A 24,647-nucleotide genomic window follows, 5' to 3' on the forward strand; every position below is an offset into this window, starting at 1 on the left:
AGAGCTCGACATGGATCTTCGCCAACTGCGCTACTTCATTGCCCTCAACGAATACCGCAGTTTCGTCCGTGCCGCCGAAGCCATGGGCATTACCCAACCCGCATTCAGCCGGGCCATTCAAGGCCTTGAGCAAACCCTCGGTTGCCCATTGGTTGACCGCGCCAGCAAGGCGCTGCAGCCAACCCCGCAAGGCCTGGTGGTACTGCAGCATGCCCGCCGGCTGGTCCAGGGCGCTGCCCAACTGAGCATCGATGTCTCACAGATGACCAAGCTCGACGCGGGTGAGCTGCAGTTTGGCTGTGGCTCGGCACTGGCTGTGCAACTGGTGCCCGACGCCTTGCAGCAGTTCATCAAGTTGCATCCCGGTATTCGCACCGCGCTGCAGGTCGACAACGGCGAACGCCTGGGTCAAGCCTTGCGCCGCGAGCAGATCGAGTTTTTTATCGATGATGTACGCCCATTCGAGGCCGATCCGTACTTTCATACCGAACCTCTCAAACCACGCCCGGGGCTGTTCTTCTGCCGTGCCGGCCACCCCTTGCTGAGCAAGGACAGCTTGTCTACCAACGACCTGTTCGCCTACCCGCTGGCCAGCGCCCTGCTCGCTCCCGGTGTGCGCAAGCGTCTGGCCAACCTCAGCGGGCGCAGTGACTTCAGCGCGCATTTGCAGACCGAGCATCTACCGGTGCTGCGCAGCGTAGTGCTGGGCAGCGACACGATTGGCGCGGCCAGCGAGGAGGCAGTGGCTGAAGACCTCAGTGCGGGGCGCCTGGTGCGGCTGCACTGGCGCAACCTGCCACCGGGCCTGGAGGTGCTCAGCGTGCGTTGCGGTATCGTCAGCCGCAGTGGCTACCGGCTGTCAGCTGCAGCCAGGGCGATGATCGATATGCTGATCAGTCTGGATCAACCAGAGCTGCCTGCCCAGCGGGCACCTGACGTCGGTCTGCGCGCCACTCATTCGCCGCACTGATAACAGCGCATCAACCGTACTCGGTTCCGGCGTTCGGCTTCAGGGGCTATGCTGGCAGACACTGATTGACCATCAGCAAGGCGCCGCCACGGAGCGATAACAATGAAAAGCCTCGTCGAACACCTCAGCCAGTACGCCAACTACCATCGCGACCCGCGCAACATCGCTACCCATTTCGTCGGTATCCCGCTGATCGTGCTGGCGGTGACCGTGCTGCTGTCGCGGCCCGGTTGGGAGCTGGCGGGCGTGTGGCTATCACCGGCCTTGCTGGCAGCGGCGGCGTCGGTGTGGTTCTACCTGCGTCTGGACCTGCGCTTCGGCCTGGTGATGGGGCTGCTGCTGGGCTTGTGCCTGTGGCTCGGTCAGGCGCTGGCGGTGCAGAGCACCGGCGTGTGGCTGAGCGCCGGGCTGGGCACGTTCGTGCTGGGCTGGATCATCCAGTTCGTCGGGCATTACTACGAGGGGCGCAAGCCGGCGTTTGTCGATGACCTCAGCGGCTTGATCATCGGGCCATTGTTCGTGGTAGCGGAAGCGGCGTTCATGCTCGGGCTGTGCCCGCAATTGAAACAGGCCGTGGAGGCGAATGCCGGGCCAGTCGCCATCCGCCAGAAAAAGGCGGCGGCGTAACAGCCGGTGCAGCTTGCCTCAGGGTGAGGCAAGCCAGCTCAGGTCAGGCGTTTACTGACGCGACTCGACGCCCAGCTCATCCCACACCGACTCGGCCAGGTGGAAAGTGGCATTGGCCGCCGGAATCCCGCAATAGATCGCGCTCTGCATCAGCACTTCCTTGATTTCTTCACGGGTCACACCGTTGCTCGCAGCGGCACGCAGGTGCAGCTTGAGCTCGTCGGTGCGGTTCATGCCGATCAGCATGGCGATGGTGATCAGGCTGCGGGTGTGCCGTGGCAAGCCAGGACGGGTCCAGATATCACCCCAGGCGTGGCGGGTGATCATCTCCTGGAACTCGCCGTTGAAGTCGTTGAGTTTCTCCAGGCTGCGGTCCACATGGGCATCGCCGAGGACGGCGCGCCGCACCTGCATGCCAGCGTCGTAACGTTGTTTTTCGTCCATGGTGCGCTCCTCAGCGGGCCAGCAGAAAGTCGAGTACACGGGCCGTGAACGGCGCGCCAATTTCGACGTTGGAAAGGTGTGCCGCGGGGAATTCGACGTACTCCGCGCCGGCGATGGCGTTCTGCATGAAGCGGCCGTGCTCAGGCGTGGTGACCACATCGGCGGTGCCGGCAACGATCAGGGTCGGCACCTTCACCGCCGTCAGTTGCTCGCGGTAATCGGCATCGCGCACAGCGGCGCAGTTGGCGGCGTAGCCTTGCGGCGAGGTCTGCGCGAGCATCTCGGTGATGCGCTGCGCCTGCGCTGGCTGGGTCTGGGCGAAATCTGCAGTGAACCAGCGGGCGATCGACGCATCACGCAGGTCGAGCATGGCCTGACGGCCCTGCTTGAGGACCATTTCGATACGGGGATTCCACACTTCATCGCTGCCGATCTTGGCCGCAGTGTTGCACAGGGTCAGGCTGAGCAGACGCTCGCCGGCATTGATCCCCAACCACTGGCCGATCAGCCCGCCCATCGACAGGCCGACAAAGTGCGCCTGACGGATGTCCAGCGCATCCAGCAGCGTCAGTACATCGGCGCCCAGTTGCTCGATGCGGTACGGGCCGTCTGTCACCAGCGAGCCACCGTGGCCGCGGGTGTCGTAGCGCAGCACCCGGAAATGCTCGCTCCAGGCCGGGATCTGCGTGTCCCACATGCCCAGGTCGGTGCCCAGCGAATTGGACAGCACCAGCACCGGAGCGCCTTCGGGGCCATCGAGTTGGTAGTTCAGTACGCCATCAGCCAATTGCAAATGCGCCACAGCGGTCTCCTCAGGCAATGAATTGTTGGTGTTCAGCCACGGCACGCGCCACCCAGACGCGGGCCTGACCAAGGTAATGAGCGGGGTCGAGCAGGCGGTCGAGCTCTTCGCCGGACAACTCGGCGCTGATCTGCGCTTCGTCGCCGAGCACGGCGCGCAAGTGGCGCTGTTCGGCAACCGCACGCTGGCAGCACTGTTCGAGCAGATGATGCGCGCGGTCACGGCCCAGGCGCTGCGCCAACACAATACTCACCGCCTCGGCCAGCACCAGGCCTTGGGTCAGGTCGAGGTTGCGGCGCATGCGCTCGGCATCGACCTGCATGCCGTCGGCAATCACTTGGGCCTGGCGCAAGGCGCCAGACACCAGGCAGCAGATATCCGGCAAGGTCTCCCATTCGGCGTGCCACAAGCCGAGGCTGCGCTCGTGCTCTTGCGGCATGGCAGCAAACAGCGTGCTGAGCAGGCCCGGCACGCGTGTGGCCGCGCCGATCAGCACCGCGGCGCCGACCGGATTGCGCTTGTGCGGCATGGTCGACGAGCCGCCTTTGCCAGGCGCCGAGGGTTCGAACACCTCGCCGGCCTCGGTCTGCATCAGCAGGCTGATATCACGGCCAAACTTGCCCAGGCTGCCAGCCACCAGGCCTAGCACCGAGGCGAACTCGACCAGCCGATCACGCTGGGTATGCCACGGCTGCTCAGGCAGGGTCAGCTTGAGCTGCTCGGCCAGCGCTTCGGCCACCGGCAGCGCTTTGCTGCCCAATGCCGCAAGGCTGCCCGAGGCGCCGCCGAACTGCAGGCACAGCAAGCGCGGACGCAGCTCCTTGAGCCGTTGCCGATGGCGGGTCAGTGCGCCGAGCACCCCGGCCAGCTTCATGCCCAGAGTGACCGGCGTGGCGTGCTGCAGCCAGGTTCGGCCAACCAGCGGCGTGTCGGCATGCTGCAGCGCCTGGCGAGCGAGGCTGTCGGCCAGGCGGGCCAGATCGGCCTCGATCAACGTCAATGCATCGCGCAGTTGCAGGACCAGACCGGTGTCCATGGCGTCCTGGCTGGTGGCGCCAAGGTGCACATAACGCTCGGCCTCGGGTACGCCGCTGGCGACCACCTTGCCCAATGCCTTGACCAGCGGAATCGCCGAATTGCCCGCAGTGGCGATGGCATCGGCCAGCGCATGGGCATCGTAGCGTTCCGCCTTGCACGCCGCCTCGATCGCCGGCACCGCCGTGTGCGGCACCAGCCCGGCGCTGGCCTCGGCGCGCGCCAGGGCTGCTTCGAAGTCGAGCATGCCCTGCAGACGGCCACGGTCAGAGAAGATCTCGCGCATGGCCGGCGCGGTGAAGTAGGCGTCGAACAGCTGGTTGTCCGCTCGGTGGGTCATTATCGATCCTTAGTCATCGTGGTGCAGGTACGCCGCTTGCTTGGGCAGGCGCAGGCTGAACAGGAAGGCAATCGCCATCATTGCCGTGACGTACCAGTAGAAGGTGTTTTCCATGCCCAGAGTCTTCAAGCCCAGGGCAACGTACTCGGCCGAGCCGCCAAACAGCGCGTTGGCCACCGCATACGCCAGGCCGACGCCAAGGGCGCGTACCTGCGGCGGGAACATCTCGGCCTTTACCAGGCCACTGATGGAGGTGTAGAAGCTGACGATACACAACGCCAGGGTAATCAGCACGAAGGCCATGAACGGGCTGGTGACGGTTTTCAGCGCCATCAACAGCGGCACGGTGAACACGGTGCCCAGGGCGCCGAACAGCAGCATCGAGTTGCGCCGGCCGATCCGGTCGGAGAGCATGCCGAACACCGGCTGCAGGATCATGAACAGGAACAGCGCCCCGGTCATGACGAAGCTTGCGCTCTTGGCGTTCATCCCGGCGGTGTTGACCAGGTACTTTTGCATGTAAGTGGTGAAGGTGTAGAAGATCAGCGAGCCACCGGCGGTGTAACCGAGCACGGTGATGAACGCCGCAGCGTGGTTGCGGAACAGGCCTTTGACGCTACCTGCATCCTTGTCCTGACGCGCCTCGGCAGTGCTGGTTTCGTGCAGCGAGCGGCGCAGCATGAGCGAGATCAAAGCCGCAACGGCACCGACCACGAACGGGATGCGCCAGCCCCAGGCACGCAGCTCATCTTCGCTGAGCAACTGCTGCAGGATTACCACCACCAGCACTGCCAGCAACTGGCCGCCGATAAGGGTCACGTACTGGAACGAGGCAAAGAAGCCGCGCTGGCCGCGCAATGCCACTTCGCTCATGTAGGTAGCCGTAGTGCCGTATTCACCGCCTACCGACAGGCCCTGGATCAAGCGCGCCAGCAACAGCAGCGCCGGCGCCCAGGCGCCGATACTGGCGTAGGTAGGCAGGCAGGCAATGATCAACGAGCCGAAGCACATCATCAGCACAGAGATCATCAATGAATGCTTGCGGCCTTTGCGGTCGGCCAGCCGACCGAAGATCCAGCCACCGATTGGCCGCATCAAGAAGCCCGCAGCGAATACCCCGGCCGTGTTCAGCAGCTGCACCGTGGGGTCATCGGAGGGGAAGAAGGCTGGCGCAAAATAGATTGCGCAGAAGGCGTAGACGTAGAAGTCGAACCACTCCACCAGGTTGCCTGATGATGCACCGACAATGGCGAAAATGCGCTTGCTGCGCTCTTCACCGGTGTAATGAATTGAGGTCATGGTGGGATTACTCCTGAGGGTTACCGTTGAATCTAGACATACTCAGTAACACTCATGTTCCGCCAGCCCGGCTTTGGTCGGGGTTGAAAGGCAGTCTGGCCGCGTTGCGAACCCAGACCAGCAGTGCTCAGGTTGCGTGGACCTGAGCACTGCTGGCACGCTGGCACAAAACGGCCAGGCTGCATGTTGCGCTTGCTCAGACCCGCTCGATAGCCAACGCCAGGCCTTGGCCGACGCCTACACACATGGTCGCCAGGCCTTTGCGCCCGCCGGTTTTTTCCAGCTGATGCAGCGCTGTCAGCACCAGGCGTGCGCCGCTCATGCCCAGTGGGTGGCCAAGGGCGATAGCACCACCGTTCGGGTTGACCTGCGGCGCGTCATCCGCCACACCCAGCTCACGCAGGACGGCCAGGCCCTGGCTGGCAAAGGCTTCGTTCAGCTCGATGACATCAAAATCTGCCACGGCGATGCCCAGGCGCTCGGTCAGCTTGCGCACCGCAGGCACCGGGCCGATGCCCATTACCCGCGGGGCAACGCCAGCGCTGGCCATGCCGAGCACGCGCGCGCGTGGGGTCAGGCCGTGCTTCTTGACCGCTTCGGCCGAGGCCAGAATCAGCGCCGCAGCACCGTCGTTGACGCCCGAGGCGTTGCCGGCGGTGACGGTCTTGTCCGGGCCGTTGACCGGTTTCAGCCGGGTCAGCGCTTCAAGGGTGGTGTCGGGGCGCAGGTGTTCATCCTGCTCGACCACGGTCTCGCCCTTCTTGTGGGCGATGCGCACCGGCACGATCTCTTCCGCGAAGAAACCCGCTGCCTGTGCGGCACCGGCCTTCTGCTGGCTGCGCACGGCGAAGGCGTCCTGATCGGCACGCGATACCTGATAATCGTCGGCAACGTTGTCGGCGGTCTCGGGCATCGAATCGACGCCGTACTGGCTCTTCATCAGTGGATTGACGAAGCGCCAGCCGATGGTGGTGTCTTCCAGCTTCATGTTGCGCGAGTAACCGCTCTCGGCCTTGCCCATGACGAACGGCGCACGCGACATCGACTCGACGCCGCCGGCAATCGCCAGCTCCATTTCGCCGCTGGCGATGGCGCGGAAGGCAGTGCCGATGGCGTCCATGCCCGACGCGCACAGGCGGTTCAGGGTTACCCCGGGAATGCTCGCCGGCAAACCGGCCAGCAGCAGCGCCATGCGCGCAACGTTGCGGTTGTCTTCACCGGCCTGGTTGGCGCAGCCGAAGAACACCTCGTCGACCTGATCCCATTGCACCGACGGGTTGCGCTCGATCAGCGCCTTGAGCGGCACTGCCGCGAGGTCGTCGGCACGCACGCTGGCCAGGGCGCCGCCGAAGCGGCCGATGGGGGTGCGGATGGCGTCGCAGATGAATACTTCACGCATCACGCTTCTCCTGGCTTCTGGCCGTGGGCGGCAGCGGTGCGCTCTTCCAGATCACGCAGCGCGGTCAGTTCCAGCTCGGTCGGCGCAGCGGTAGTCTGCGCGTCGTCGGCAAAACGAATGGCCCAGCCGGTGGCGGCGATGATCTGCTCGCGGGTCACGCCTGGGTGAATCGAGGTGACCACGAATTCGTTACTGCCAGCTTCCGGCTCCATGATGCACAGGTCGGTGATGATCCCCACCGGGCCTTCACCGGGCAGGCCGAGACGCTTGCGCGAGTCGCCGCCTTCACCGTGGCCGACCGAGGTGATGAAGTCGAGCTTGTCGACGAATGCACGCGGCGACTGCTTGAGGATGATCAGCACCTGTTTGGCGGAACCGGCGATTTCCGGTGCGCCGCCGGCACCTGGCAAGCGCGTGCGCGGGGCGTGGTAGTCACCGACGACGGTGGTGTTGATGTTGCCGAAGCGGTCGACCTGAGCAGCGCCAAGGAAGCCCACGTCAATGCGCCCGCCCTGCAGCCAGTAGCGGAAGATCTCGCCAGTCGGCACCACGGTGTCGGCCGTTTCGGCCAGCTCGCCATCACCAATCGACAGCGGCAGTACGGTTGGCTTGGCGCCAATCGGGCCAGATTCGTAGATCAGCACCACGTCAGGCGACGAGGTCAGGCGCGCCAGGTTGGCGGCCTTGGACGGCAGGCCGATACCGACGAAGCATACCGCGCCATTGCGCAGCCGGCGGGCGGCGGCGACGGTCATCATTTCGGAAGTGGAGTAGCTCATTGTGCGGCCTCCGTGGTGCTGGCCAGCTTGGCCTTGAATTCGCTGAAGTCGGCGGTGCCGCGGATGTATTGGTCGATCCAGGCGGTAAATGTCGCGCGGTCACGGGCGATCGGGTCCCAGGCCTGGTAGAAGCGGTTGTCGCGCTCGTAGTAACCGTGGGCGTAGGACGGATGCGCGCCACCTGGCACCAGGCACACGGCAGAAAGCGCCCAGGTCGGCAGCACGCAGGCGTTCATCGGCGCCTGCAGGTCGTCGACGATTTCTTCGACGGTGACGATGCAACGCTTGGCGGCGAGGGCTGCTTCTTTCTGTACGCCGAGGATACCCCACAGCAGGACGTTGCCCTTGCGGTCGGCCTTCTGCGCGTGAATCACGGTCACGTCAGGGCGCACCGAAGGCACCGCTGCCAGGACTTCGCCGGTGAACGGGCAGGTAACGCTCTGGATCAGCGGGTTGACCTTGGGCAGGTCGGAACCGGCATAAGCACGCAGTACCGCAAAGGGCAGGCCCGAAGCGCCGGCGACGTAGGCGTTGGCCAGGTCGGCGTGGCTGTGCTCTTCGATCTCGATCGCGTGCGGCCATTGTTTTTCCACGGCGTCACGCAGGCGGTGCAGCGAACCGACACCTGGGTTACCGCCCCAGGAGAAGATCAGCTTGCTGGCGCAACCGGCGCCGATCAACTGATCGTAGATCAGGTCCGGGGTCATCCGCACCAGGGTCAGGTCACGTTTGCCCTGGCGAATGATCTCGTGGCCCGCGGCGGTCGGGATCAGGTGGGTGAAGCCTTCGAGAGCGACGGTGTCGCCGTCCTGGATGAACTGCTTCACGGCCTCGTGAAGCGAGAGGATTGCTGCCATTGGAGACTCCTGGTCAGGATGCTGCGTTGAGCTCAGATTAAGCAAGCTGGACACGTCGCACAATCCGATAATCGATTACTCGTTCGATTATCGAACATTTTGTTGTTGTGCTATCCATTGCTGTTCAATGCCGCAAAGCCGCTGTACGAGCGGCCTGCGGTCGTTGCCCAAGCTGCATCAGGTTGCGTCGGCGTGGCTTACCAAGCCTTTGATGATCACAGCGACCGTGGCCAGCGCCGCAGGCACCAGCAGCGCAGTCAGCACCTGCTCGAAGTTCCAGCCCAAGCCGAGCAAGGTCGCCCCGCTCCATGCCCCGAGAATCGCCCCGAAGCGGCCGATGCCGAGCATCCACGATACCCCGGTAGCCCGCGCCTGGGTCGGATAGAAGCGCGCGGCGAGGGACGGCATGGCCGATTGCGCGCCGTTGACACACATACCCGCGACCAGCACCAGGGTTGCCAGAATGGTGATGTTGCCCAGGCTCTGGCCAACCGCGTAGGCAAACACCCCGGCCAGCAGGTAGAACACGCCGATGACCTTGTGCGGGTTGTAACGGTCCATCGCCCAACCGACACCGACCGCACTGAGCACACCGCCAAACTGGAACAGCGCGCCGATGAACGCCGCCTGCTCCAAGCTCGCGCCACTGTCGCGCATCAGCGTCGGCAGCCAGCTGGTCAGCAGATAGACGATGACCAGACCCATGAAGTAGGTCATCCATAACAGCATGGTGCCCACCCCATAGGTGCCGGAGAAGATCACCGCAAACACGCTGCGCGCGGCGACCACTTTCTGTTCCGGCACACTGAAGCTGGCAGCCTTGGCCACGATTGCCGGCGCAATCGGCGCCAGGGTCTTGCGGATCTTCTCGATACTGCGGTTGCGCACAACCAGAAAACGCGCCGACTCCGGCAGCCAGAACAGCAACACCACTGCCAGAATCAGCGGCAGCACGCCGCCAACAACCAGCAGGCTGTGCCAGCCATAGGCCGGGATCAGTTTCGCCGACATGAAGCCGCCCCCGGCCATGCCCAGGTTGAAACCGCAGAACATGCTGGTCACCAGCAGCGACTTGAGCCGTTCCGGGGTGTATTCAGACAGCAGCGTGGTCGCGTTGGGCATGCCAGCGCCGAGGCCAATGCCGGTCAGAAAGCGCAGGATCAGCAACTGGTCGACATTGGTCGCGTAGGCCGAAGCCAGGCTGAAGCCGCCGAACACCAACACGGCAGCGACCAGCACACCCTTGCGGCCGAAGCGGTCAGCCAACGGGCCTGAGCCCAGCGCGCCGAATACCATGCCGATCAGCGCGGCGCTCATGACCGGCCCGAGGCTGGCCCGGTCGATACCCCACTCTTGTGACAGCGCCGGAGCGATAAAGCCCATGGCGGCAGTATCAAGGCCATCGAGGAAGACAATCAGGAAGCACAGGATCACTACCCGCCATTGATAGCGCGACAGCGGCTGCTGATTGATAAAGGACTGAACGTCGAGGCAGCTGCCGACGTTGGTTTGCGGTTTGTTCATTGTTGTTATCCAGAAAATCGGCGCAAGCAAAACCCTGGCGCACTGTTGCCGCGGGTTGCGAAGAGACGGTTACGGCCTGGCGTCAGCCTGGATACAACGACACTGGATGCGAGTACGCCCGCAGCTCAGAAAAGACAGTGATCATGGTGTTGCCTCGCATGTTGTTCTTGTTCGGTCGGCACAGCCGACCGTTGCGAGAAACATTAATCAGCACGCGATGGCTGCGCAATTCGTTGGCCGCAAGTATGGGCGTTTATCGAACAGTAGATTGCGCAGCTCTCGCGGTTCAGCCAAACAGTTGGGTGCACAGATCCCGACTCGAGGCGAGCAGGATCGGCAAGAACCGCTGCTCAAGCTCGCTGCGGGTGACCCGGCCGACATGCGTACTGACGTTGAGCGCCGCGAGTACCTGCCCCGAGGCATCGTAGATAGGCACGGCAATCGAACGCAGGCCCTGCTCCAGCTCCTGATCAACCACACACCAGCCCTGCGCGCGAACCTGCTGGATGCAGGCAAGCAGCGACTCCTTGTCATGCAACGTGCGGCTGGTACGGGCCTTGAGATCGGCGCGATCGAAGTATTCGTGCAGGCTGGCGTCGTCCAGCGCGGCCAGCAGAATCCGCCCCATCGAGGTGCAATAGGCGGGCAGCCGGCCACCCACCGAGAGGTCGACCGAGATCAACCGCTCGACCGTGGCCGAGCGGGCGATATAGAGGATGTCATCGCCTTCGAGGGTGGCCATGTTGGCGGCTTCGTGCAGTTGGTCGCTGATGCGGTCCAGATAAGGCTGGGCCGACATCGCCAGCGGCGTCGAAGACAAATAGGCATGGCCAAGCGTGAGCACCTTGGGCAGCAAGGAATAGGTCCGCCCATTGGTGGTGGCGTAACCCAGCTTCATCAGCGTGTGCAGGCAGCGCCGCACCGCTGCACGGGGGATCTCGGTACGGTGGCTGATCTGCGCGATGGTCAGGTGCCGCTTGCGCTCCTGGAACGCCTGAATCACCGCCAGGCCGCGCGCCAGTGAGGTCATGAAGTCCGGATCACCGGTGAAGGCCTGAATGCGTTTGGCCGGTGAGGCAACGATGGGCGGCGCCATCGCTGCAGAGCCAGTGCGCTCGGGCATCGGGGAAACGGTGGGCAAGCTTTCGTCGCTCATGGCTGACCTCGAAAAATAATGGGCGCTTCGTGCGATTATCGAACGAACGGCCGATAATCGCAATTGACCGCTGACACTTTTGCTTATACCTTTCCCCTGCCACATGTGGCTTCTTTGGAGAGACTGGTCAGGTACCCACCGTAGAAGTCCCCAGGCACGGCCTCGCTGACGCGGGGCCGTTTATTATTCCTTCTGTGCTGCAATACGAACTTAATCGTTTATCTCCACTCCAAGTTCTTGCAGTACAAATGATGAGATCACCTGCTACTTGCTCATCGTCAAAGTCTTGCTTCACTATCAGTGAAGACCGATGATCAAACTTCAGCCGGTTGCTACAATTGAATCATTTGAATCACTGCTCGAGCATGCCAGATCGGCGATAGCCGGCTCCCCGCCTCCCTATATAGCCTTGATCCTAACATCGCATGCTCTGATGCCCTTGCTTGCTTGAACCCTGTCGCTGCGACAGCACACTCGCTCTGGTTGCGTGGCCGCATGCCCGATACTGCATGTCGAAGCCGGAGTCTTTACTCTAACTAGTCAGGTATTTACTGTGACGAAAGATGAACTGCGCGCCGAGCTCGAGCGCCAGGCCGAACGCTTCAAGGATGTGTACGGTGGTGAAGTCACCACCTACGCCGCTCAATCCGAACCCGAGCGCAAACCATGGCGCAAACGCGCGACTGTCCAGGACCAGGTATTCGCCCAGGAACTGGAAAAGATGGAAAAGGACCTGCGCGGCGACGAGGCCTGAGCATTCAGGCAAGGCATTGACTGTGTCGAGTAGCGCCAAGGCAGCGTCCTAACTGCCCATGAAATGGAATTACACAAATTTCATACAGACGTTTGAATGAGTGTGACGGTACGCGCTTTGCGTGAATTCGCCGGCGTTTAGGGCAATTGGCGGAATTTACACCAAAAAATATCGCTCCTTGTGCAGCGCACTGGTAACCGTACCGGGCTTTTTTTGCTGCCATCGGTCTGCCGGGGGTGCATCGGCTGCCATGGTTTTCTGGCATAATCCGGCCCCCCTACGACCGCCAGAAAACCTTCATGATCGATTTATTCAGCGGATTGGATGCCTGGGTAGTAGTGAGCCTGGTGCTCGCGCTCACCTTTGTACTCGCATTCGAGTTCATCAATGGCTTTCATGACACCGCCAACGCGGTAGCTACTGTCATCTATACCAAAGCCATGCCCCCGCACCTCGCCGTGTTCTTCTCCGGCGTGTTCAACTTCCTCGGCGTGCTGCTTGGCGGCGTTGGCGTGGCCTATGCCATCGTCCACCTGTTGCCGGTGGAACTGCTGATCAATGTGAACACCGGTCACGGCCTGGCCATGGTCTTCTCGTTGCTGGCCGCGGCCATCGCCTGGAACCTGGGCACCTGGTACTTCGGTATCCCGGCCTCGAGTTCGCACACCCTGATCGGCTCGATCCTCGGTGTCGGCCTGGCCAACGCGCTGATCAGCGACATCCCGCTGGGTGATGGCGTCAACTGGCAGAAGGCAATCGACATCGGTATGTCGCTGGTGCTCTCGCCACTGGCCGGCTTTGCCGTGGCGGCGCTGGTTCTGCTGGGGCTGAAGTGGTGGCGCCCGCTGTCGAAGATGCACAAGACACCGGAGCAGCGCCGCAAGCTCGACGACAAGAAGCATCCACCGTTCTGGAACCGCCTGGTACTGGTGATCTCGGCCATGGGCGTGAGCTTTGTGCATGGCTCCAACGACGGCCAGAAAGGTATCGGCCTGATCATGCTGGTGCTGATCGGCATCGTCCCGGACAAGTTCGTACTCGACCTGAACAGCACCACCTACCAGATCGAACGCACCCGGGATGCAACCCTGCACCTGAGCCAGTTCTACCAGCGCAATGAAGCGATGCTGGGCGAGTTCCTGGCGCTGGGCAAAGCCCAGGCGGGCGATCTGCCGGAGAAGTTCAGCTGCAACCCGCAGCAAACCGAACCGACCATTGCCGCGCTGCAGTCGTCGCTGCAAGGCGTGACCGACTACCGCGCGCTGGGCGCCGAGCAGCGCGTCGAAGTGCGCCGCTACCTGCTGTGCCTGGACGACACCGCGAAAAAGGTCGGCAAGCTGCCGGGCCTTGAGCCGCGTGAGAAGTCCGACCTGGAAAAACTGCGCAAAGACCTCACCGCCACCACTGAATATGCACCGTTCTGGGTGATCGTCGCGGTTGCGCTGGCCTTGGGCCTGGGCACCATGGTCGGCTGGAAACGCGTGGTACTGACTGTCGGCGAGAAGATCGGCAAGCAGGGCATGACCTATGCCCAAGGCATGTCGGCGCAGATCACCGCGGCCTGTGCGATCGGCATGGCCAACGTGTTCAGCCTGCCGGTATCGACCACCCATGTATTGTCTTCGGGCGTAGCCGGGACCATGGTCGCCAACAAGAGCGGCCTGCAAGGCGGCACCGTCAAGACCATCCTGCTTGCGTGGGTACTGACCCTGCCGGCAACGGTCGGTCTGGCTGCCGGGCTGTTCTGGCTGGCCACCAAGGCGATCAGCTGAAGCACATTGTGATGATCTGAAAAGGCGCCTGCGGGCGCCTTTTTCGTTGTTGCCGACCGCAAGCGAGGATCAACGCCGCTTGTTGCCCAGCAACGAGCCCATCAGCCCACGCATCAGCTGCCGGCCTAGTTGGTTGGCCGCCTGACGCACTGCCGACTTGATCGCCTGCCCCGCCGCACCTTGCAAAAACTCCCCTGCCTTATCGGCGAAGCTGTCCTGCTCAGGCCTGGCCTGCGGCACCGGCTCGGCCGGTTCACCTTTACGCTGGGTGAGCATTTCATAGGCAGACTCACGGTCAATCGGCTGGTCGTAACGGCCCCGCAGGCTGGAGGCTGCGAGCAATGCATCGCGCTCGGCACTGCTCAACGGCCCGATCCGCGACTGTGGTGGGGCGACCAGCACGCGCTGGACCATCGCCGGCGTGCCCTTGTCTTCCAAGGTGCCGACCAGCGCCTCGCCTATGCCCAACTCGGTGAGCACGCCAAGGGTGGAAAAAGCGGGATTCGCTCGAAAGCCATCGGCAACCGCCTTCAACGACTTCTGCTCCTTGGCGGTGAATGCTCGCAGGCCATGCTGAATACGCAAGCCGAGCTGAGCCAGCACTGCATCAGGCAGGTCCGCGGGCGACTGGGTGACAAAGTACACCCCAACGCCCTTCGAGCGAATCAGCCTCACCACCTGCTCCAAGCGATCCTGCAGCGCCTTGGGTGTGCCATTGAACAGCAAGTGCGCCTCATCGAAGAACAGCGCCAGCAGTGGTTTTTCCGCATCCCCGCGCTCGGGCAACTGCTCGAACAGCTCAGCCAGCAGCCACAGCAGGAAGGTCGCGTAGACCTTGGGCGCTTCATGCACCAAGCGGCTGGCGTCAAGTAGATGAATGCGCCCACGGCCATCAGCCGTCGGCTGCAGCAGGTCTTCAAGCTGCAAGGCCGGCTCGCCGAACAATGCCTCGGCGCCCTGCTGCTCAAGGGTCGCCAGGCGCCGTAACAACGCCTGGGTGGAGCTGCTGGTCATCAGCGCACTGTCGTCACCAAGCACCTGCGGATTGTCCTTGAGGTGATTGAGCAGGGCTTTGAGGTCTTTCAGATCGAGCAATAGCAAACCATCCCGATCTGCCACCTTGAACGCTGCGTACAAGGCAGCCTGTTGGCTGTCGCTCAGCTCCAGCAGGTTGCCCAGCAGCAGGGGACCCATTTCACTGAGCGTGGTACGCAACGGATGGCCAGACTTGCCGGCAATATCCCACAGGGTCACCGGATACGCCTTCGGGCTGTGCCCCAGCCATGGCATCCCGGCAATGCGTTCGGCAACCTTGCCCTGCGGCGTCGCGGTGGCACCGAGGCCGCACAGGTCACCCTTCACGTCGGCAGCGAATACGGCCACGCCCGCGTCACTGAAGACTTCTGCCAGGCGCTGCAGGGTTACGGTCTTGCCTGTGCCGGTGGCACCGGCCACCAGACCGTGGCGGTTGGCCAGGCGCATGGCCTGGCTGACAGGCTGGCCGTCAGCTCCCGCCCCTACAACGATTTGCGAAGAATCTGACATGTTGTTTCATCCTCTCCTCAAGCTTTGCCGAATAACGGCCGATATGTCTTGGTGATAATTGCCTTAAAGACAGGAACATCCCAAAAGTGACTTGCGGGACTAGTTGCACTGTTTTCAGCGCTTTGTGCGAACGACCCGATATCACCTTAGCGGAACCGATCACGCCATGAACAAAAGCCTTCGTTTCAGCCACAAGATCCTTATTGCCGCATCGCTTATCGTGATACTCGCGTTCAGCTTGTTCACCCTTTACAACGATTACCTGCAGCGTAATGCGATTCGCCAGGATCTGGAAAACTATCTGACAGAGATGGGCGCATCGACCTCGACCAACGTGCGCAATCTATTCGATGGCCGGATCAAGCTGGTAGAAAACCTGGCGCAGAACATCGCCCAGGCGCCCGCCGACGCAGAGACCTTGCTCGGCCAGAATGCCCTGATCTCAAGCTTCCTCACAGTCTATGTGGGCAAGGTCGATGGCGGTTTCAGCGTGCGCCCCGACTCGCCGATGCCGGCTGGGTACGATCCGCGTGTGCGGCCCTGGTACAAGGATGGCATGGCTGCTAACGGCGCGATCCTGACCGAGCCGTACATCGACATGGCCACCCAGAAGATGGTCATCGGCATCATCAGCAAGGTTTCGACCAGCGTCGGCGTGGTTGGCGGCGACCTGGCGCTCGACGGCCTGGTCGAGATCATCAACTCGCTGAACTTCGGCGGCATGGGTTACGCCTTCCTGGTCAACGACCAAGGCAAGATTCTGGTTCATCCGGACAAAGACCTGGTCATGAAGCCGCTGTCGGATCTGTTCCCGCAGAACACACCACGGCTTTCCGCTGAACTGACCGAAGTCAGCGCTGACGGCAAGGACCGCCTGGTCACCTTCACCCCAATCAAAGGCCTGCCTGCGGCCAACTGGTACATCGGCTTGTCGGTCGACAAAGACAAAGCCTTCGCCATGCTCAGCACCTTCCGCACCTCGGCGGTGATCGCCACGGTCGTCGCGGTTGTGATCATCATTGCCCTGCTCGGCCTGCTGATTCGGGTGCTGCTGCAGCCACTGCACACCATGACCCGCGCCATGGAAGGCATTGCCCAGGGCGAAGGTGACCTGACCAAGCGCCTGACCATTCACAGCCAGGATGAATTCGGCGTACTCGGGAGCGCCTTTAACCGCTTTGTCGAACGTATTCACAGCTCGATCCGCGAGGTGTCCTCGGCGACGGAACAGGTCAACGAAGTGGCATTGCGAGTGATCAGCGCCTCCAACTCGTCGATGACCAACTCCGACGAGCAGTCCAACCGCACCAACAGCGTTGCCGCCGCCATCAACGAGCTAGGCGCTGCCGCCCAGGAAATCGCCGGCAATGCTGCCCAGGCCTCGCAGCACGCGACCTCGGCGCGGCATCTTGCCGAAGAAGGTCAGCAGGTGGTCGACCGCAACATTGCCGCGATGAACCGCCTGTCGGAGTTGATCGTTGGCTCCAGCGCGCAGATCGAAACGCTGAACAGCAAGACCGTCAACATCGGCCAGATCCTCGAAGTGATCACCAGCATTTCGCAGCAGACCAACCTGCTCGCGCTCAACGCCGCCATCGAGGCTGCCCGCGCGGGCGAAGCAGGCCGCGGCTTTGCCGTCGTCGCCGATGAGGTGCGCAACCTCGCCCACCGCACCCAGGAGTCGGCGCAGCAAGTTCAGGGCATGATCGAAGAGCTGCAGGTCGGCGCCCGAGAGTCGGTCGAGACCATGGGCCAGAGCCAGCGTCACAGCCAGGACAGTGTGCAGATTGCCAACCAGGCCGGGGAGCGCCTGGAAAGCGTGACTGTGCGTATCGGCGAGATCGACGGCATGAACCAGTCGGTGGCCACGGCAACCGAGGAGCAGACGGCGGTGGTCGATTCGATCAACATGGACATCAGCGAAATCAACATGCTTAACCAGGAAGGTGTGGAAAACCTGCAGGCTACTCTGCGCGCCTGCTCGGATCTGGAGCAGCAAGCCAGCCGCTTGAAACAGCTGGTGGGCAGCTTCCGCATCTGACCTCCGGGTGCAACCCTCCCCGCCGCCATTTCGATACTGGCGCCGGGGGCCTTGGCCACGGGCTTGCCGGCAATAATGCCGATGCGCGCCCGGGCCAACCTCGATCGAACAAACTATTCTTCCTGAAGGTCAACCTCTAGGCATGTCATCGCCGCTTTGTTACCGCGCATGACAGACCTGAAGTCGATCCCCGGAGGGATGCTGATCGTGCACATTGCCGACATCACCATGTTCTACGCACCCGCCAGTGGTGGCGTGCGTACCTATCTTGATGCCAAACACCGCCGTCTCGACGCCATGACTGGCGTTCACCACAGCCTGCTGATCCCTGGCGCCAGCGCCAGCCACGCCGATGGCGTCTACCGGGTGCCGTCCCCGCCACTGCCGTTCGGCAAGGGCTATCGCTTCCCGGTCCGCCTGGCGCCGTGGTGCAAGGTGTTGCGCGAGCTGCAGCCTGATCTGATCGAAGTCGGCGACCCGTATCTGACTGCCTGGGCAGCGCTGGAAGCGCGGCGCAAGCTGGATGTGCCGGTAATCGGCTTCTATCACTCCGACCTGCCGCTGCTGGTGGGCAATCGCATGGGCAACTGGTTCACGCCCAACGTCGAGGCCTACGTCAGCAAGCTCTATGGCAACTTCGACCGGGTCCTGGCGCCAAGCCAGGTGATGGCCGACAAACTGCGTCGGCTGGGCGTGCGCGACGTGCATGTGCAGCGGCTGGGCGTAGACTTGAGCACGTTCAACCCTGAGCAGCGCGACAACCGCCTGCGGGCGGAACTGGGGATCCCCGACACCACCCGCCTGCTGGTGTTTGCCGGGCGCGGCTCGCGCGAGAAGAACCTGCCGGTATTGCTCGACTGCATGCGTCACCTCGGCCCTCACTATCACCTGCTGCTGGTGGGTTCGGCCATGCCCAGCAACGTGCCTGCCAACGTCAGCGTGATCAATCACTTCTGCCCCTTGCCGGAAGTCGCGCGGCTGATGGCCAGTGCCGACCTGCTGGTGCATGCCGGTGATCAGGAAACCTTTGGCCTGGTCATTCTCGAAGCCATGGCCTGTGCCACCCCGGTTGTCGCAGTGCGCGCCGGCGCGTTCAGCGAAATAGTCACCGAGCAATGTGGCCGCCTGTGCCCGCCAAACGACGGCCAGGCCATGGCTGCCATAGTACGCGAGGTATTCGAGGACGGCGTGCGCCGGCTTGGCCAGCAGGCACGCCGGCATGTCGAGCAGCACTACTCTTGGGACAACGTGGTCAACGGCCTGCTGCAGCACTACCAAGCCGTGCTCGGCCATCAGCCACTGGTGCGTGCACATGCTTGAAGAGACTACCGGGCAGCGCAGCGTGATGCTGGTGCTGCACGACGTGGCGCCGGAGACCTGGCCCGACTACCAGCCGTTTGTCGAGGCGGTCGACCAGCTGGGCAACGTGCCGATTACCTGGCTGGTGGTGCCCGACTTTCATCAGCGCAATGCTCTCGAGCGATCGCCGACCTTCTGCCGTCTGCTAGATTGGCGCCTGCAGCAGGGAGACGAGCTGGCGCTACATGGCTATTACCACGCCGACCTCGGGCCGACGCCACGCACGCCGCGGGACTTCTTCATGCGCCGGATCTATACGCATGAAGGTGAATTTTATGCGCTGGAACAAGCTCAGGCGTTGCAGCGCCTGCAAGCGGGCCTGCAGCTGTTCAATAGCCAGGGCTGGCCGGTGGCGGGCTTCGTCGCCCCGGCCTGGCTGATGAGCGAGGGCACCCGCCAGGCCCTGCGCCAGTTGCCATTGCGCTACACCAGCACGCCTCAGCACCTCTATCGGCTACCAGAATTCACCGCGATAGACGCGCCTGGCTTGGTCTGGAGCGCCCGTAGTGCCTGGCGTCGGGGCTTGTCGCGGGCACTGTGCAATTCGCAGCTGCAACGCTGGCAAAGTGCGCCAACCTTGCGCCTGGGCCTGCACCCAGTCGACATGCGCCATCGCAGCTCTCGCGATTACTGGCTGCAAACGTTGAAAACGCTCATCGAACAAGGCCGCGAGCCTCTGACCAAGTCAGCCTGGCTGGACCGCCAGGTCGCGGCATGAAGCGCTATGCCTGGCTTGGGCTGGCCCTGGTGCTGGCCCTGCTGGTGCCGGCATTGCTCGGCGGCGCCGAGCTACTGCCCAGACTGCAGAGCTTCTCCCCGAGCCTGATGGCGACCCTGCTGGGGATGATCCTGCTGTGCTGGATCATCAATGCGGCACGTCTGCGCCTGCTGCTGGGTGAGCAAGGTGCGCAATTGGGGCGTTGGCGCAGTCTAGGGGTGATCATGGCCACCGAGTTTGCCATCTGCACCACCCCAGGCGGTAGCGGTGGGCCATTGGCGCTGATGGCGCTGTTGGCGCGCGAGCGCATCGGTGCGGCCCGCAGCGGCGCGGTATTCGCTATCGATCAATTGAACGACCTGCTGTTTTTCTTCTGCGCCATGCTCGCCGTTGCCGGCTACGCGCTCAGCCACAGCCTGGGCCGCAGCCAACAAGGCATGCTCATGGGCAGCGCAATGATGCTGTGTGCTGCCTTGGTGCTGATCGTACTGTTGCTGCGCTATCGGCGGCAGATCATGCGGCTCAATGGCCGCCTGCTGCGCAGGGTCGGCATGGGCGAAAAACGTCGGCGCCGCTGGGCGCGCAAGCTGCTGAGCTTCATCAAGGCTTTGGCGCAGACCTGGCGGCTGCCAAAACGTACGTTAGCGCTGGTATTCAGCCTGACGTGCCTGCACTGGAGCCTGCGCTTCAGCGTGCTGTATCTGGTGATTCGCGGGCTTGGCGTGGAGCTGGCGTGGATACCCAGCTTTCTGGTGCAGATGCTGGCGCTGAGTGCTGGTCAGTTCAGCCTGTTGCCGGGCGGGGCCGGCGCTGCCGAACTGACATCGGCGAGCTTGTTGACACCACTGGTAGGCAGCTCGACGGCGGCAGCGGCGATCTTGCTCTGGCGCGCTGTTACTTATTACTTTTACCTACTGGCCGGGGGGCCGGTGTTTGTCTGCCTGCTGGGGCGACCGCTACTCCAGCGCTGGCGCCGTCAGCAAATGGATTGAGCAGCTGCCGCCAGAGTTCGGCGGCACCGACAAACTCGGTGCCATGCTCGTCGCTCATGGCGTCAGGATCGAAGCGAGCCAGGCAGCCCTCACCCAGCGTCGGCAGCGCACTGGCCGCGGCCTTGTCGAGTGGATCCGCCATTGGCCTGCCCTCCTCTCAGTCGAACACCACGGTCTTGTTGCCGTGCACCAGCACGCGGTCTTCGAGGTGATGACGCAGGCCACGGGCAAGCACCATCTTCTCCACATCGCGACCGAAACGCACCATGTCTTCGATGCTGTCGGCATGGCTGACGCGGACCACGTCCTGTTCGATGATCGGGCCGGCATCCAGCTCTTCGGTGACGTAGTGACAGGTCGCACCGATCAGCTTGACGCCACGCAGGGCGGCCTGGTGGTAAGGCTTGGCACCGACGAACGAAGGCAGGAAGCTGTGATGAATGTTGATCACTTTTTCGGCATAGGCCTGGCACAGCTGTGGCGGCAGGATCTGCATGTAGCGCGCCAGCACCACGACATCGGCACCATGGCTTTCGACCAGACGCGAGACTTCGGCAAACGCCGGCTGCTTGTCTTTCGGGTCGACCGGCACATGGTAGAACGGGATGCCATGCCATTCGACCATGCTGCGCAGGTCATCATGGTTGGAAATCACGCAAGGGATATCACAGTCCAGCTCATCGGTATGCCAGCGATGCAGCAGATCCGCCAGGCAGTGCGATTCGCGGCTGGCCATCAGCACCACGCGCTTCTTTTGCGCCGAGTCGGTAACCCGCCAGATCATCGAGAATTCTTCGGCAATCGGCGTGAATGCTTCACGGAAGGCCTCGATCCCAAACGGCAATGACTCGGCGCGGATCTCATGGCGCATGAAGAACCAACCGCTCTGCTCGTCCGAGTGGTGGCTGGCTTCGTTAATCCAGCCGTTGTACAGAGCCAGGAAATTACTGACTTTCGCCACGATGCCGACACGGTCGGGGCAGGCAATCACCAGTCGATAGGTGCGCATGAATGAGACTCCAGGAACTTCGCAAAGGCGCATATTCTAGCGAGCTGGCAGAAAAAACACAGTAATCATCAGCAGCTGCCGTACGGGCCGCGCCGCGCAGCAATTGTTCAGCCATCGCTGCGGCGCCGAGCATGACAGCGGCGGACGCCGCCAGTGATATGTAAATTTTTCTTAACCTGAATACATTGTTAACACTCGCCTATTTAAGCGAGCGTGCCTTGATTATTGTTTACTTGAGACTAGCGGCTGTCTATTATTAGCCCACTGACTCCCTGTACATGCACTATTAAGGAACACTTCATGTCTCTGATCAACGAATACCGCGCCACAGAAGAAGCCATCAAAGAACTTCAAGCTCGTCTGGCCAACCTGTCGCAAGACGACAAGCTGAAGAAAGAGCTGGAATTCGAAGGCAAGCTGCGCACCCTGATGGGCGAATATTCCAAATCGCTGCGTGATGTGATTGCCCTGCTCGACCCGGAATCGAAACTGAGCAAGGCCCCACGTGGCGGCGTCAAGACCACCACTACCAAGCGTGCGCGCAAGGTCAAGCAATACAAGAACCCGCACAATGGTGAAGTTATCGAAACCAAAGGCGGCAACCACAAGACCCTGAAAGAATGGAAAGCCAAATGGGGTGGCGATGTGGTTGAAGGCTGGGCAACCCTGCTGGACTGATAAGTCCGCTTTGCTGCCTTGAATAAAACGCCGGCTATTGCCGGCGTTTTTTATTGTCTGGACACATTACAGTACAAACGACTGCTGCAGTTTCTCGGCATGCTGCTGCCAGGCAAGCAGTACCTGCCGCCCGCCTTCGTCAGCTGTTGCCCATGCGCTTTGCAGGGCCTTTTCGAAACCCTCCAGGGTAATCGGCGCGCCCGCCGCAGGGTCGCCAAGACGTTGCTGGCAGAACTGCAGCCAGCGCTGTCGCTCTGGCTCATCCAGGGTCTCGGGGAAGTTTCGCGCCCGGTAGCGGAATAACAGTTCAGGCAGCCGTGGATCATCGAACATCCATTGTGATCGGCCAAGTTGCGCCGGGTCGACCACGCGCACCTGTTCGCACAGACGGCGGTCACGGTCGCCAATAAAGCCTGCATATAACTGCTGCTCGGGGTCGTCGCTTGCGCCAAATTCTTCGGCGCTGTAAATCGCGGCGAGTTTGTCTTGCCAGACGTTTTGTTGCTGTGCCAGTTGCTCGCCGCGTGCTTGCAGCAGGGACAGATCAATCCCCAATCGTTGTTGGTCAACCGGGCGCAATACCGACAGCGGTGCCAGTACCGGGCAGCGGTTGACTTGCACCAACTTGAGCGGCACCGGTAATTGCATGTCGGACAATTCGTCACGCCGAGTGTACAAACGCTTGCGTAATGTTTCGGCGCTTTCATGCAGTAGCGGAGAGGTTTCCAACTGCAGGTCGCACACAATCAGTGCGTTGCGGTTACGTGGATGCCAGGCCAGCGGCAGTACCACGCCGAGGTAATTTCGCTCAGCGGAGAAACGCCCGGAAATATGTACCAATGGCTGCAATAGCCGAATCTGCTCCATGACTTTATGCTTGCTGCGCAACTGAAATAACCAGTCATACAACTTTGGCTGTTTATCCCGAATCAATCGCGCCAGAGCGATGGTCGCCCGCACGTCGGAAAGCGCTTCGTGAGCATGCCCATGATCGATGCCATTGGCTTTGCTGAGCAATTCCAGACGCAGGCTGGTGCGCCCGTCCTGCTGCGGCCAGACGATGCCTTCAGGGCGCAGGGCATAGGCCGTGCGCACCACATCGATCAGATCCCAGCGGCTGTTGCCGCCCTGCCACTCGCGAGCATAGGGGTCAAAGAAGTTGCGATAGAGGCTGTAACGGGTCACCTCGTCGTCAAAGCGCAGGGTGTTGTAGCCGGCGCCGCAGGTGCCAGGGCGCACCAGTTGCTGATGCACACGGGTCATGAACTCGGCTTCGCACAGGCCATTGCTGGCCAGTTGCTCAGGGGTGATGCCGGTGACCAGGCAGGCCATCGGATGCGGCAAAATATCTGCCGACGGTTGGCAGAACAGATTGACCGGTTCTTCGATCTCATTGAGGTCGAAATCGGTGCGCAGCCCCGCCAGTTGCAACGGCCGGTCGCAACGCGGGTTGATACCAGTGGTTTCGTAGTCGTGCCAGAAGATGCTGGAGCTCACGGGTTCGTCCTGTAGCTAGGTCGACCGTGAGTCTAGCGGCCCGGGCGGGCAGTTCGCACCTCTAATGCAGGCAGAATGTGTCGCCAGGGTCAGGCAGAAGCGTTGGCGGCAGGGCGGAAGCTGAAGAAGTCACGCAATGAATGCACGAATTCATCGTACTCGCGCGGTGCCTGTAGCAGCATGAAGCCTGAGTCGTAATGCATGGGCGTCTGGTCTTCGCGGCACCACAGGCAGCTTGCCGACAGGTTGATAAACTGCCAGGCGCCGCCGGGCAAGGGCACGCGCAGCTGCAGTTCGTAGTCGGGCCCGACCAGCACCGGCAGCGAGCTGATCAGCATCAAACCGTCTTCGGAGGCATTGCCAAGGTAGCCGATCTGCTGATCGGTAAAGCGGTTGTAGACCTTGAGTACACAAGGCAACTGGTGACGCTGGATGTGGCGCTGGATAAACATGATGACAGGTAGTGTCCCGTTTCCGCGGCCAGGAATACGAGGTACTGGCGGTTGCTGTTACAGCTAAGATACAGCTTAGCCCAGCCGCTGTGGCGAATCTCGTGAAATCAATGACACCTTGGTGTTAGCGCCAAGGCGTGGTGTGCACCGGACTGGCCACGGCAGGCTGGCGATAGTGGCCGAGCTTTTCCAGCGTCAGCAGACGCGCACGGGCGCGGTAGGCGTACTCGTTTTGCGGGTAGCGCTGAACCAGGTACTCGTAGGTCTGCGCAGCATCGACGTAGAGCTTCTGCCGCTCCAGGCATTGGCCACGCAGCAGGGCCACTTCAGGATGGATGAACGGCCGCGCGCGGCTGGTCCGATCGACCTGGGACAGCTCGAGCATCACCCGCTGGCAATCGCCGCGATCATAGGCGCGGTAGGCGTTGTTCAGGTGATGGTCCATCGACCAACGGGTGCAGCCAACGACGCTGGCGGCAATCGCCAGAACGATCAGGGTTCGCATGGGGATTCTCCTTTGATAGGCAGTGTATCGGCCCGACGCGGCAAATCTTCACACGCTTTTGCAAGCAAAGCGCGACCGTACAAATGCCACCCC

Annotated in this window: 24 protein-coding genes and 1 pseudogene; 10 read left to right on the plus strand and 15 right to left on the minus strand. The window is 62.2% G+C overall.

Annotation, left to right across the window (positions count from 1 at the left end):
• Positions 1-10 precede the first annotated feature (10 nt).
• Complete coding sequence (locus IDM28_RS18025; protein ID WP_101321934.1) at positions 11-970, plus strand: LysR family transcriptional regulator; 960 nt, start codon at positions 11-13, stop codon at positions 968-970.
• Positions 971-1,072: 102 nt separating this feature from the next.
• Positions 1,073-1,597 (plus strand): DUF962 domain-containing protein, encoded by a 525-nt coding sequence (locus tag IDM28_RS18030; protein ID WP_150570611.1) that lies wholly within the window; start codon positions 1,073-1,075, stop codon positions 1,595-1,597.
• Positions 1,598-1,648: 51 nt separating this feature from the next.
• On the opposite strand, the gene pcaC is transcribed toward IDM28_RS18030, so the two are convergent.
• From pcaC to pcaR, 9 genes are all read right to left on the minus strand, one after another.
• The gene (gene pcaC, locus IDM28_RS18035) at positions 1,649-2,041 is read right to left on the minus strand and encodes a 4-carboxymuconolactone decarboxylase (RefSeq protein WP_101321936.1); all 393 of its coding nucleotides are present in this window, start codon (positions 2,039-2,041) and stop codon (positions 1,649-1,651) included.
• A gap of 10 nt (positions 2,042-2,051) precedes the next feature.
• The gene (pcaD, locus tag IDM28_RS18040) at positions 2,052-2,843 is read right to left on the minus strand and encodes a 3-oxoadipate enol-lactonase (protein WP_188036604.1); all 792 of its coding nucleotides are present in this window, start codon (positions 2,841-2,843) and stop codon (positions 2,052-2,054) included.
• A gap of 10 nt (positions 2,844-2,853) precedes the next feature.
• A complete protein-coding gene (locus tag IDM28_RS18045) occupies positions 2,854-4,218 on the minus strand; it encodes a 3-carboxy-cis,cis-muconate cycloisomerase (RefSeq protein WP_181107724.1) in 1,365 nt (454 codons plus the stop codon).
• A 9-nt stretch (positions 4,219-4,227) separates the two neighbouring features.
• The gene (locus IDM28_RS18050) at positions 4,228-5,517 is read right to left on the minus strand and encodes an MFS family transporter (RefSeq protein WP_101321939.1); all 1,290 of its coding nucleotides are present in this window, start codon (positions 5,515-5,517) and stop codon (positions 4,228-4,230) included.
• A gap of 196 nt (positions 5,518-5,713) precedes the next feature.
• Positions 5,714-6,919 carry a 3-oxoadipyl-CoA thiolase gene (gene pcaF / locus IDM28_RS18055; protein ID WP_181107725.1) on the minus strand — a complete coding sequence of 402 codons (1,206 nt, stop codon included), beginning with the start codon at positions 6,917-6,919 and terminating at the stop codon, positions 5,714-5,716.
• Positions 6,916-7,695 carry a CoA-transferase subunit beta gene (locus tag IDM28_RS18060; protein WP_101321941.1) on the minus strand — a complete coding sequence of 260 codons (780 nt, stop codon included), beginning with the start codon at positions 7,693-7,695 and terminating at the stop codon, positions 6,916-6,918. The genes pcaF and IDM28_RS18060 overlap by 4 nt, the downstream gene beginning before the upstream one ends.
• On the minus strand, positions 7,692-8,552 hold the full coding sequence (locus IDM28_RS18065; protein ID WP_101321942.1) for a CoA transferase subunit A: 861 nt from the start codon (positions 8,550-8,552) through the stop codon (positions 7,692-7,694). Before IDM28_RS18065 ends, IDM28_RS18060 begins: the two co-directional genes overlap by 4 nt.
• A gap of 177 nt (positions 8,553-8,729) precedes the next feature.
• A complete protein-coding gene (locus IDM28_RS18070) occupies positions 8,730-10,076 on the minus strand; it encodes an MFS transporter (protein WP_188036605.1) in 1,347 nt (448 codons plus the stop codon).
• A 286-nt stretch (positions 10,077-10,362) separates the two neighbouring features.
• Positions 10,363-11,232 (minus strand): pca regulon transcriptional regulator PcaR, encoded by an 870-nt coding sequence (gene pcaR, locus IDM28_RS18075; protein ID WP_101321944.1) that lies wholly within the window; start codon positions 11,230-11,232, stop codon positions 10,363-10,365.
• Positions 11,233-11,785: 553 nt separating this feature from the next.
• Here pcaR and IDM28_RS18080 point away from each other — a divergent pair.
• Both IDM28_RS18080 and IDM28_RS18085 read left to right on the plus strand, forming a co-directional pair.
• Positions 11,786-11,986 carry a hypothetical protein gene (locus IDM28_RS18080; RefSeq protein ID WP_101321945.1) on the plus strand — a complete coding sequence of 67 codons (201 nt, stop codon included), beginning with the start codon at positions 11,786-11,788 and terminating at the stop codon, positions 11,984-11,986.
• A gap of 299 nt (positions 11,987-12,285) precedes the next feature.
• Positions 12,286-13,758, plus strand: a complete 1,473-nt coding sequence (locus IDM28_RS18085; RefSeq protein WP_101321946.1) for an inorganic phosphate transporter — start codon at positions 12,286-12,288, stop codon at positions 13,756-13,758.
• 69 nt (positions 13,759-13,827) lie between these two features.
• On the opposite strand, the gene IDM28_RS18090 is transcribed toward IDM28_RS18085, so the two are convergent.
• A complete protein-coding gene (locus tag IDM28_RS18090; RefSeq protein WP_188036606.1) occupies positions 13,828-15,303 on the minus strand; it encodes a helicase HerA-like domain-containing protein in 1,476 nt (491 codons plus the stop codon).
• A 166-nt stretch (positions 15,304-15,469) separates the two neighbouring features.
• Between IDM28_RS18090 and IDM28_RS24280 the strand changes: the two are divergent.
• The 5 genes and pseudogenes from IDM28_RS24280 to IDM28_RS18110 form a co-directional block, all read left to right on the plus strand.
• Positions 15,470-16,486: pseudogene (locus IDM28_RS24280) on the plus strand (cache domain-containing protein); the annotation flags it as partial.
• Positions 16,487-16,579: 93 nt separating this feature from the next.
• Positions 16,580-17,344 carry a methyl-accepting chemotaxis protein gene (locus IDM28_RS24285; RefSeq protein WP_371411621.1) on the plus strand — a complete coding sequence of 255 codons (765 nt, stop codon included), beginning with the start codon at positions 16,580-16,582 and terminating at the stop codon, positions 17,342-17,344.
• A 198-nt stretch (positions 17,345-17,542) separates the two neighbouring features.
• On the plus strand, positions 17,543-18,664 hold the full coding sequence (locus IDM28_RS18100; protein WP_188036666.1) for a glycosyltransferase family 4 protein: 1,122 nt from the start codon (positions 17,543-17,545) through the stop codon (positions 18,662-18,664).
• On the plus strand, positions 18,657-19,421 hold the full coding sequence (locus IDM28_RS18105; protein WP_188036608.1) for a DUF2334 domain-containing protein: 765 nt from the start codon (positions 18,657-18,659) through the stop codon (positions 19,419-19,421). Before IDM28_RS18100 ends, IDM28_RS18105 begins: the two co-directional genes overlap by 8 nt.
• Entirely contained in the window at positions 19,418-20,413 is a 996-nt protein-coding gene (locus tag IDM28_RS18110) for a lysylphosphatidylglycerol synthase transmembrane domain-containing protein (protein ID WP_101321951.1), read from the plus strand. Before IDM28_RS18105 ends, IDM28_RS18110 begins: the two co-directional genes overlap by 4 nt.
• Here IDM28_RS18110 and IDM28_RS23940 read toward each other — a convergent pair.
• Together IDM28_RS23940 and purU are read right to left on the minus strand one after the other, a co-directional pair.
• The gene (locus IDM28_RS23940) at positions 20,316-20,555 is read right to left on the minus strand and encodes a hypothetical protein (RefSeq protein WP_101321952.1); all 240 of its coding nucleotides are present in this window, start codon (positions 20,553-20,555) and stop codon (positions 20,316-20,318) included. The two genes, IDM28_RS18110 and IDM28_RS23940, sit on opposite strands and share 98 nt — an antisense overlap.
• Positions 20,556-20,570: 15 nt before the next feature.
• Positions 20,571-21,422, minus strand: a complete 852-nt coding sequence (gene purU, locus IDM28_RS18115; protein WP_101321953.1) for a formyltetrahydrofolate deformylase — start codon at positions 21,420-21,422, stop codon at positions 20,571-20,573.
• 300 nt (positions 21,423-21,722) lie between these two features.
• Between purU and mvaT the strand changes: the two genes are divergently transcribed.
• Positions 21,723-22,100, plus strand: coding sequence for a histone-like nucleoid-structuring protein MvaT (gene mvaT, locus IDM28_RS18120; RefSeq protein ID WP_101321954.1), 378 nt, complete (start codon positions 21,723-21,725; stop codon positions 22,098-22,100).
• Positions 22,101-22,166: 66 nt separating this feature from the next.
• Here the strand turns inward: mvaT and sbcB are convergent, their stop codons facing one another.
• The 3 genes from sbcB to IDM28_RS18135 all read right to left on the minus strand — a co-directional run bounded on the left by sbcB (position 22,167) and on the right by IDM28_RS18135 (position 24,554).
• Positions 22,167-23,597: an exodeoxyribonuclease I gene (gene sbcB / locus IDM28_RS18125; RefSeq protein ID WP_188036609.1), complete on the minus strand. Its 1,431-nt coding sequence runs from the start codon at positions 23,595-23,597 to the stop codon at positions 22,167-22,169.
• An 89-nt stretch (positions 23,598-23,686) separates the two neighbouring features.
• Positions 23,687-24,049, minus strand: coding sequence for a PilZ domain-containing protein (locus tag IDM28_RS18130; protein WP_101321956.1), 363 nt, complete (start codon positions 24,047-24,049; stop codon positions 23,687-23,689).
• A gap of 124 nt (positions 24,050-24,173) precedes the next feature.
• Entirely contained in the window at positions 24,174-24,554 is a 381-nt protein-coding gene (locus tag IDM28_RS18135; RefSeq protein ID WP_101321957.1) for a hypothetical protein, read from the minus strand.
• Between the last annotated feature and the right edge of the window lie 93 nt (positions 24,555-24,647).

It is taken from the genome of Pseudomonas sp. EZ-C24 (assembly GCF_014525325.1).
In the GTDB taxonomy this organism is placed as follows: domain Bacteria; phylum Pseudomonadota; class Gammaproteobacteria; order Pseudomonadales; family Pseudomonadaceae; genus Aquipseudomonas; species Aquipseudomonas shirazensis.

Bases quoted from the DNA above. Each gene is read 5' to 3' on its own strand.
- IDM28_RS18130 (WP_101321956.1), bottom strand. From the start codon at position 24,049: ATGTTTATCCAGCGCCACATCCAGCGTCACCAGTTGCCTTGTGTACTC.
- pcaC (WP_101321936.1), bottom strand. From the start codon at position 2,041: ATGGACGAAAAACAACGTTACGACGCTGGCATGCAGGTGCGGCGCGCC.
- IDM28_RS18110 (WP_101321951.1), top strand. From the start codon at position 19,418: ATGAAGCGCTATGCCTGGCTTGGGCTGGCCCTGGTGCTGGCCCTGCTG.
- IDM28_RS18065 (WP_101321942.1), bottom strand. From the start codon at position 8,552: ATGGCAGCAATCCTCTCGCTTCACGAGGCCGTGAAGCAGTTCATCCAG.
- IDM28_RS24285 (WP_371411621.1), top strand. From the start codon at position 16,580: ATGACCAACTCCGACGAGCAGTCCAACCGCACCAACAGCGTTGCCGCC.
- IDM28_RS18105 (WP_188036608.1), top strand. From the start codon at position 18,657: ATGCTTGAAGAGACTACCGGGCAGCGCAGCGTGATGCTGGTGCTGCAC.
- IDM28_RS18045 (WP_181107724.1), bottom strand. From the start codon at position 4,218: ATGACCCACCGAGCGGACAACCAGCTGTTCGACGCCTACTTCACCGCG.
- IDM28_RS18050 (WP_101321939.1), bottom strand. From the start codon at position 5,517: ATGACCTCAATTCATTACACCGGTGAAGAGCGCAGCAAGCGCATTTTC.
- IDM28_RS18135 (WP_101321957.1), bottom strand. From the start codon at position 24,554: ATGCGAACCCTGATCGTTCTGGCGATTGCCGCCAGCGTCGTTGGCTGC.
- IDM28_RS18060 (WP_101321941.1), bottom strand. From the start codon at position 7,695: ATGAGCTACTCCACTTCCGAAATGATGACCGTCGCCGCCGCCCGCCGG.
- IDM28_RS18070 (WP_188036605.1), bottom strand. From the start codon at position 10,076: ATGAACAAACCGCAAACCAACGTCGGCAGCTGCCTCGACGTTCAGTCC.
- IDM28_RS18100 (WP_188036666.1), top strand. From the start codon at position 17,543: ATGCTGATCGTGCACATTGCCGACATCACCATGTTCTACGCACCCGCC.
- IDM28_RS18025 (WP_101321934.1), top strand. From the start codon at position 11: ATGGATCTTCGCCAACTGCGCTACTTCATTGCCCTCAACGAATACCGC.
- IDM28_RS18090 (WP_188036606.1), bottom strand. From the start codon at position 15,303: ATGTCAGATTCTTCGCAAATCGTTGTAGGGGCGGGAGCTGACGGCCAG.
- IDM28_RS23940 (WP_101321952.1), bottom strand. From the start codon at position 20,555: ATGGCGGATCCACTCGACAAGGCCGCGGCCAGTGCGCTGCCGACGCTG.
- pcaR (WP_101321944.1), bottom strand. From the start codon at position 11,232: ATGAGCGACGAAAGCTTGCCCACCGTTTCCCCGATGCCCGAGCGCACT.
- purU (WP_101321953.1), bottom strand. From the start codon at position 21,422: ATGCGCACCTATCGACTGGTGATTGCCTGCCCCGACCGTGTCGGCATC.
- mvaT (WP_101321954.1), top strand. From the start codon at position 21,723: ATGTCTCTGATCAACGAATACCGCGCCACAGAAGAAGCCATCAAAGAA.
- IDM28_RS18030 (WP_150570611.1), top strand. From the start codon at position 1,073: ATGAAAAGCCTCGTCGAACACCTCAGCCAGTACGCCAACTACCATCGC.
- IDM28_RS18085 (WP_101321946.1), top strand. From the start codon at position 12,286: ATGATCGATTTATTCAGCGGATTGGATGCCTGGGTAGTAGTGAGCCTG.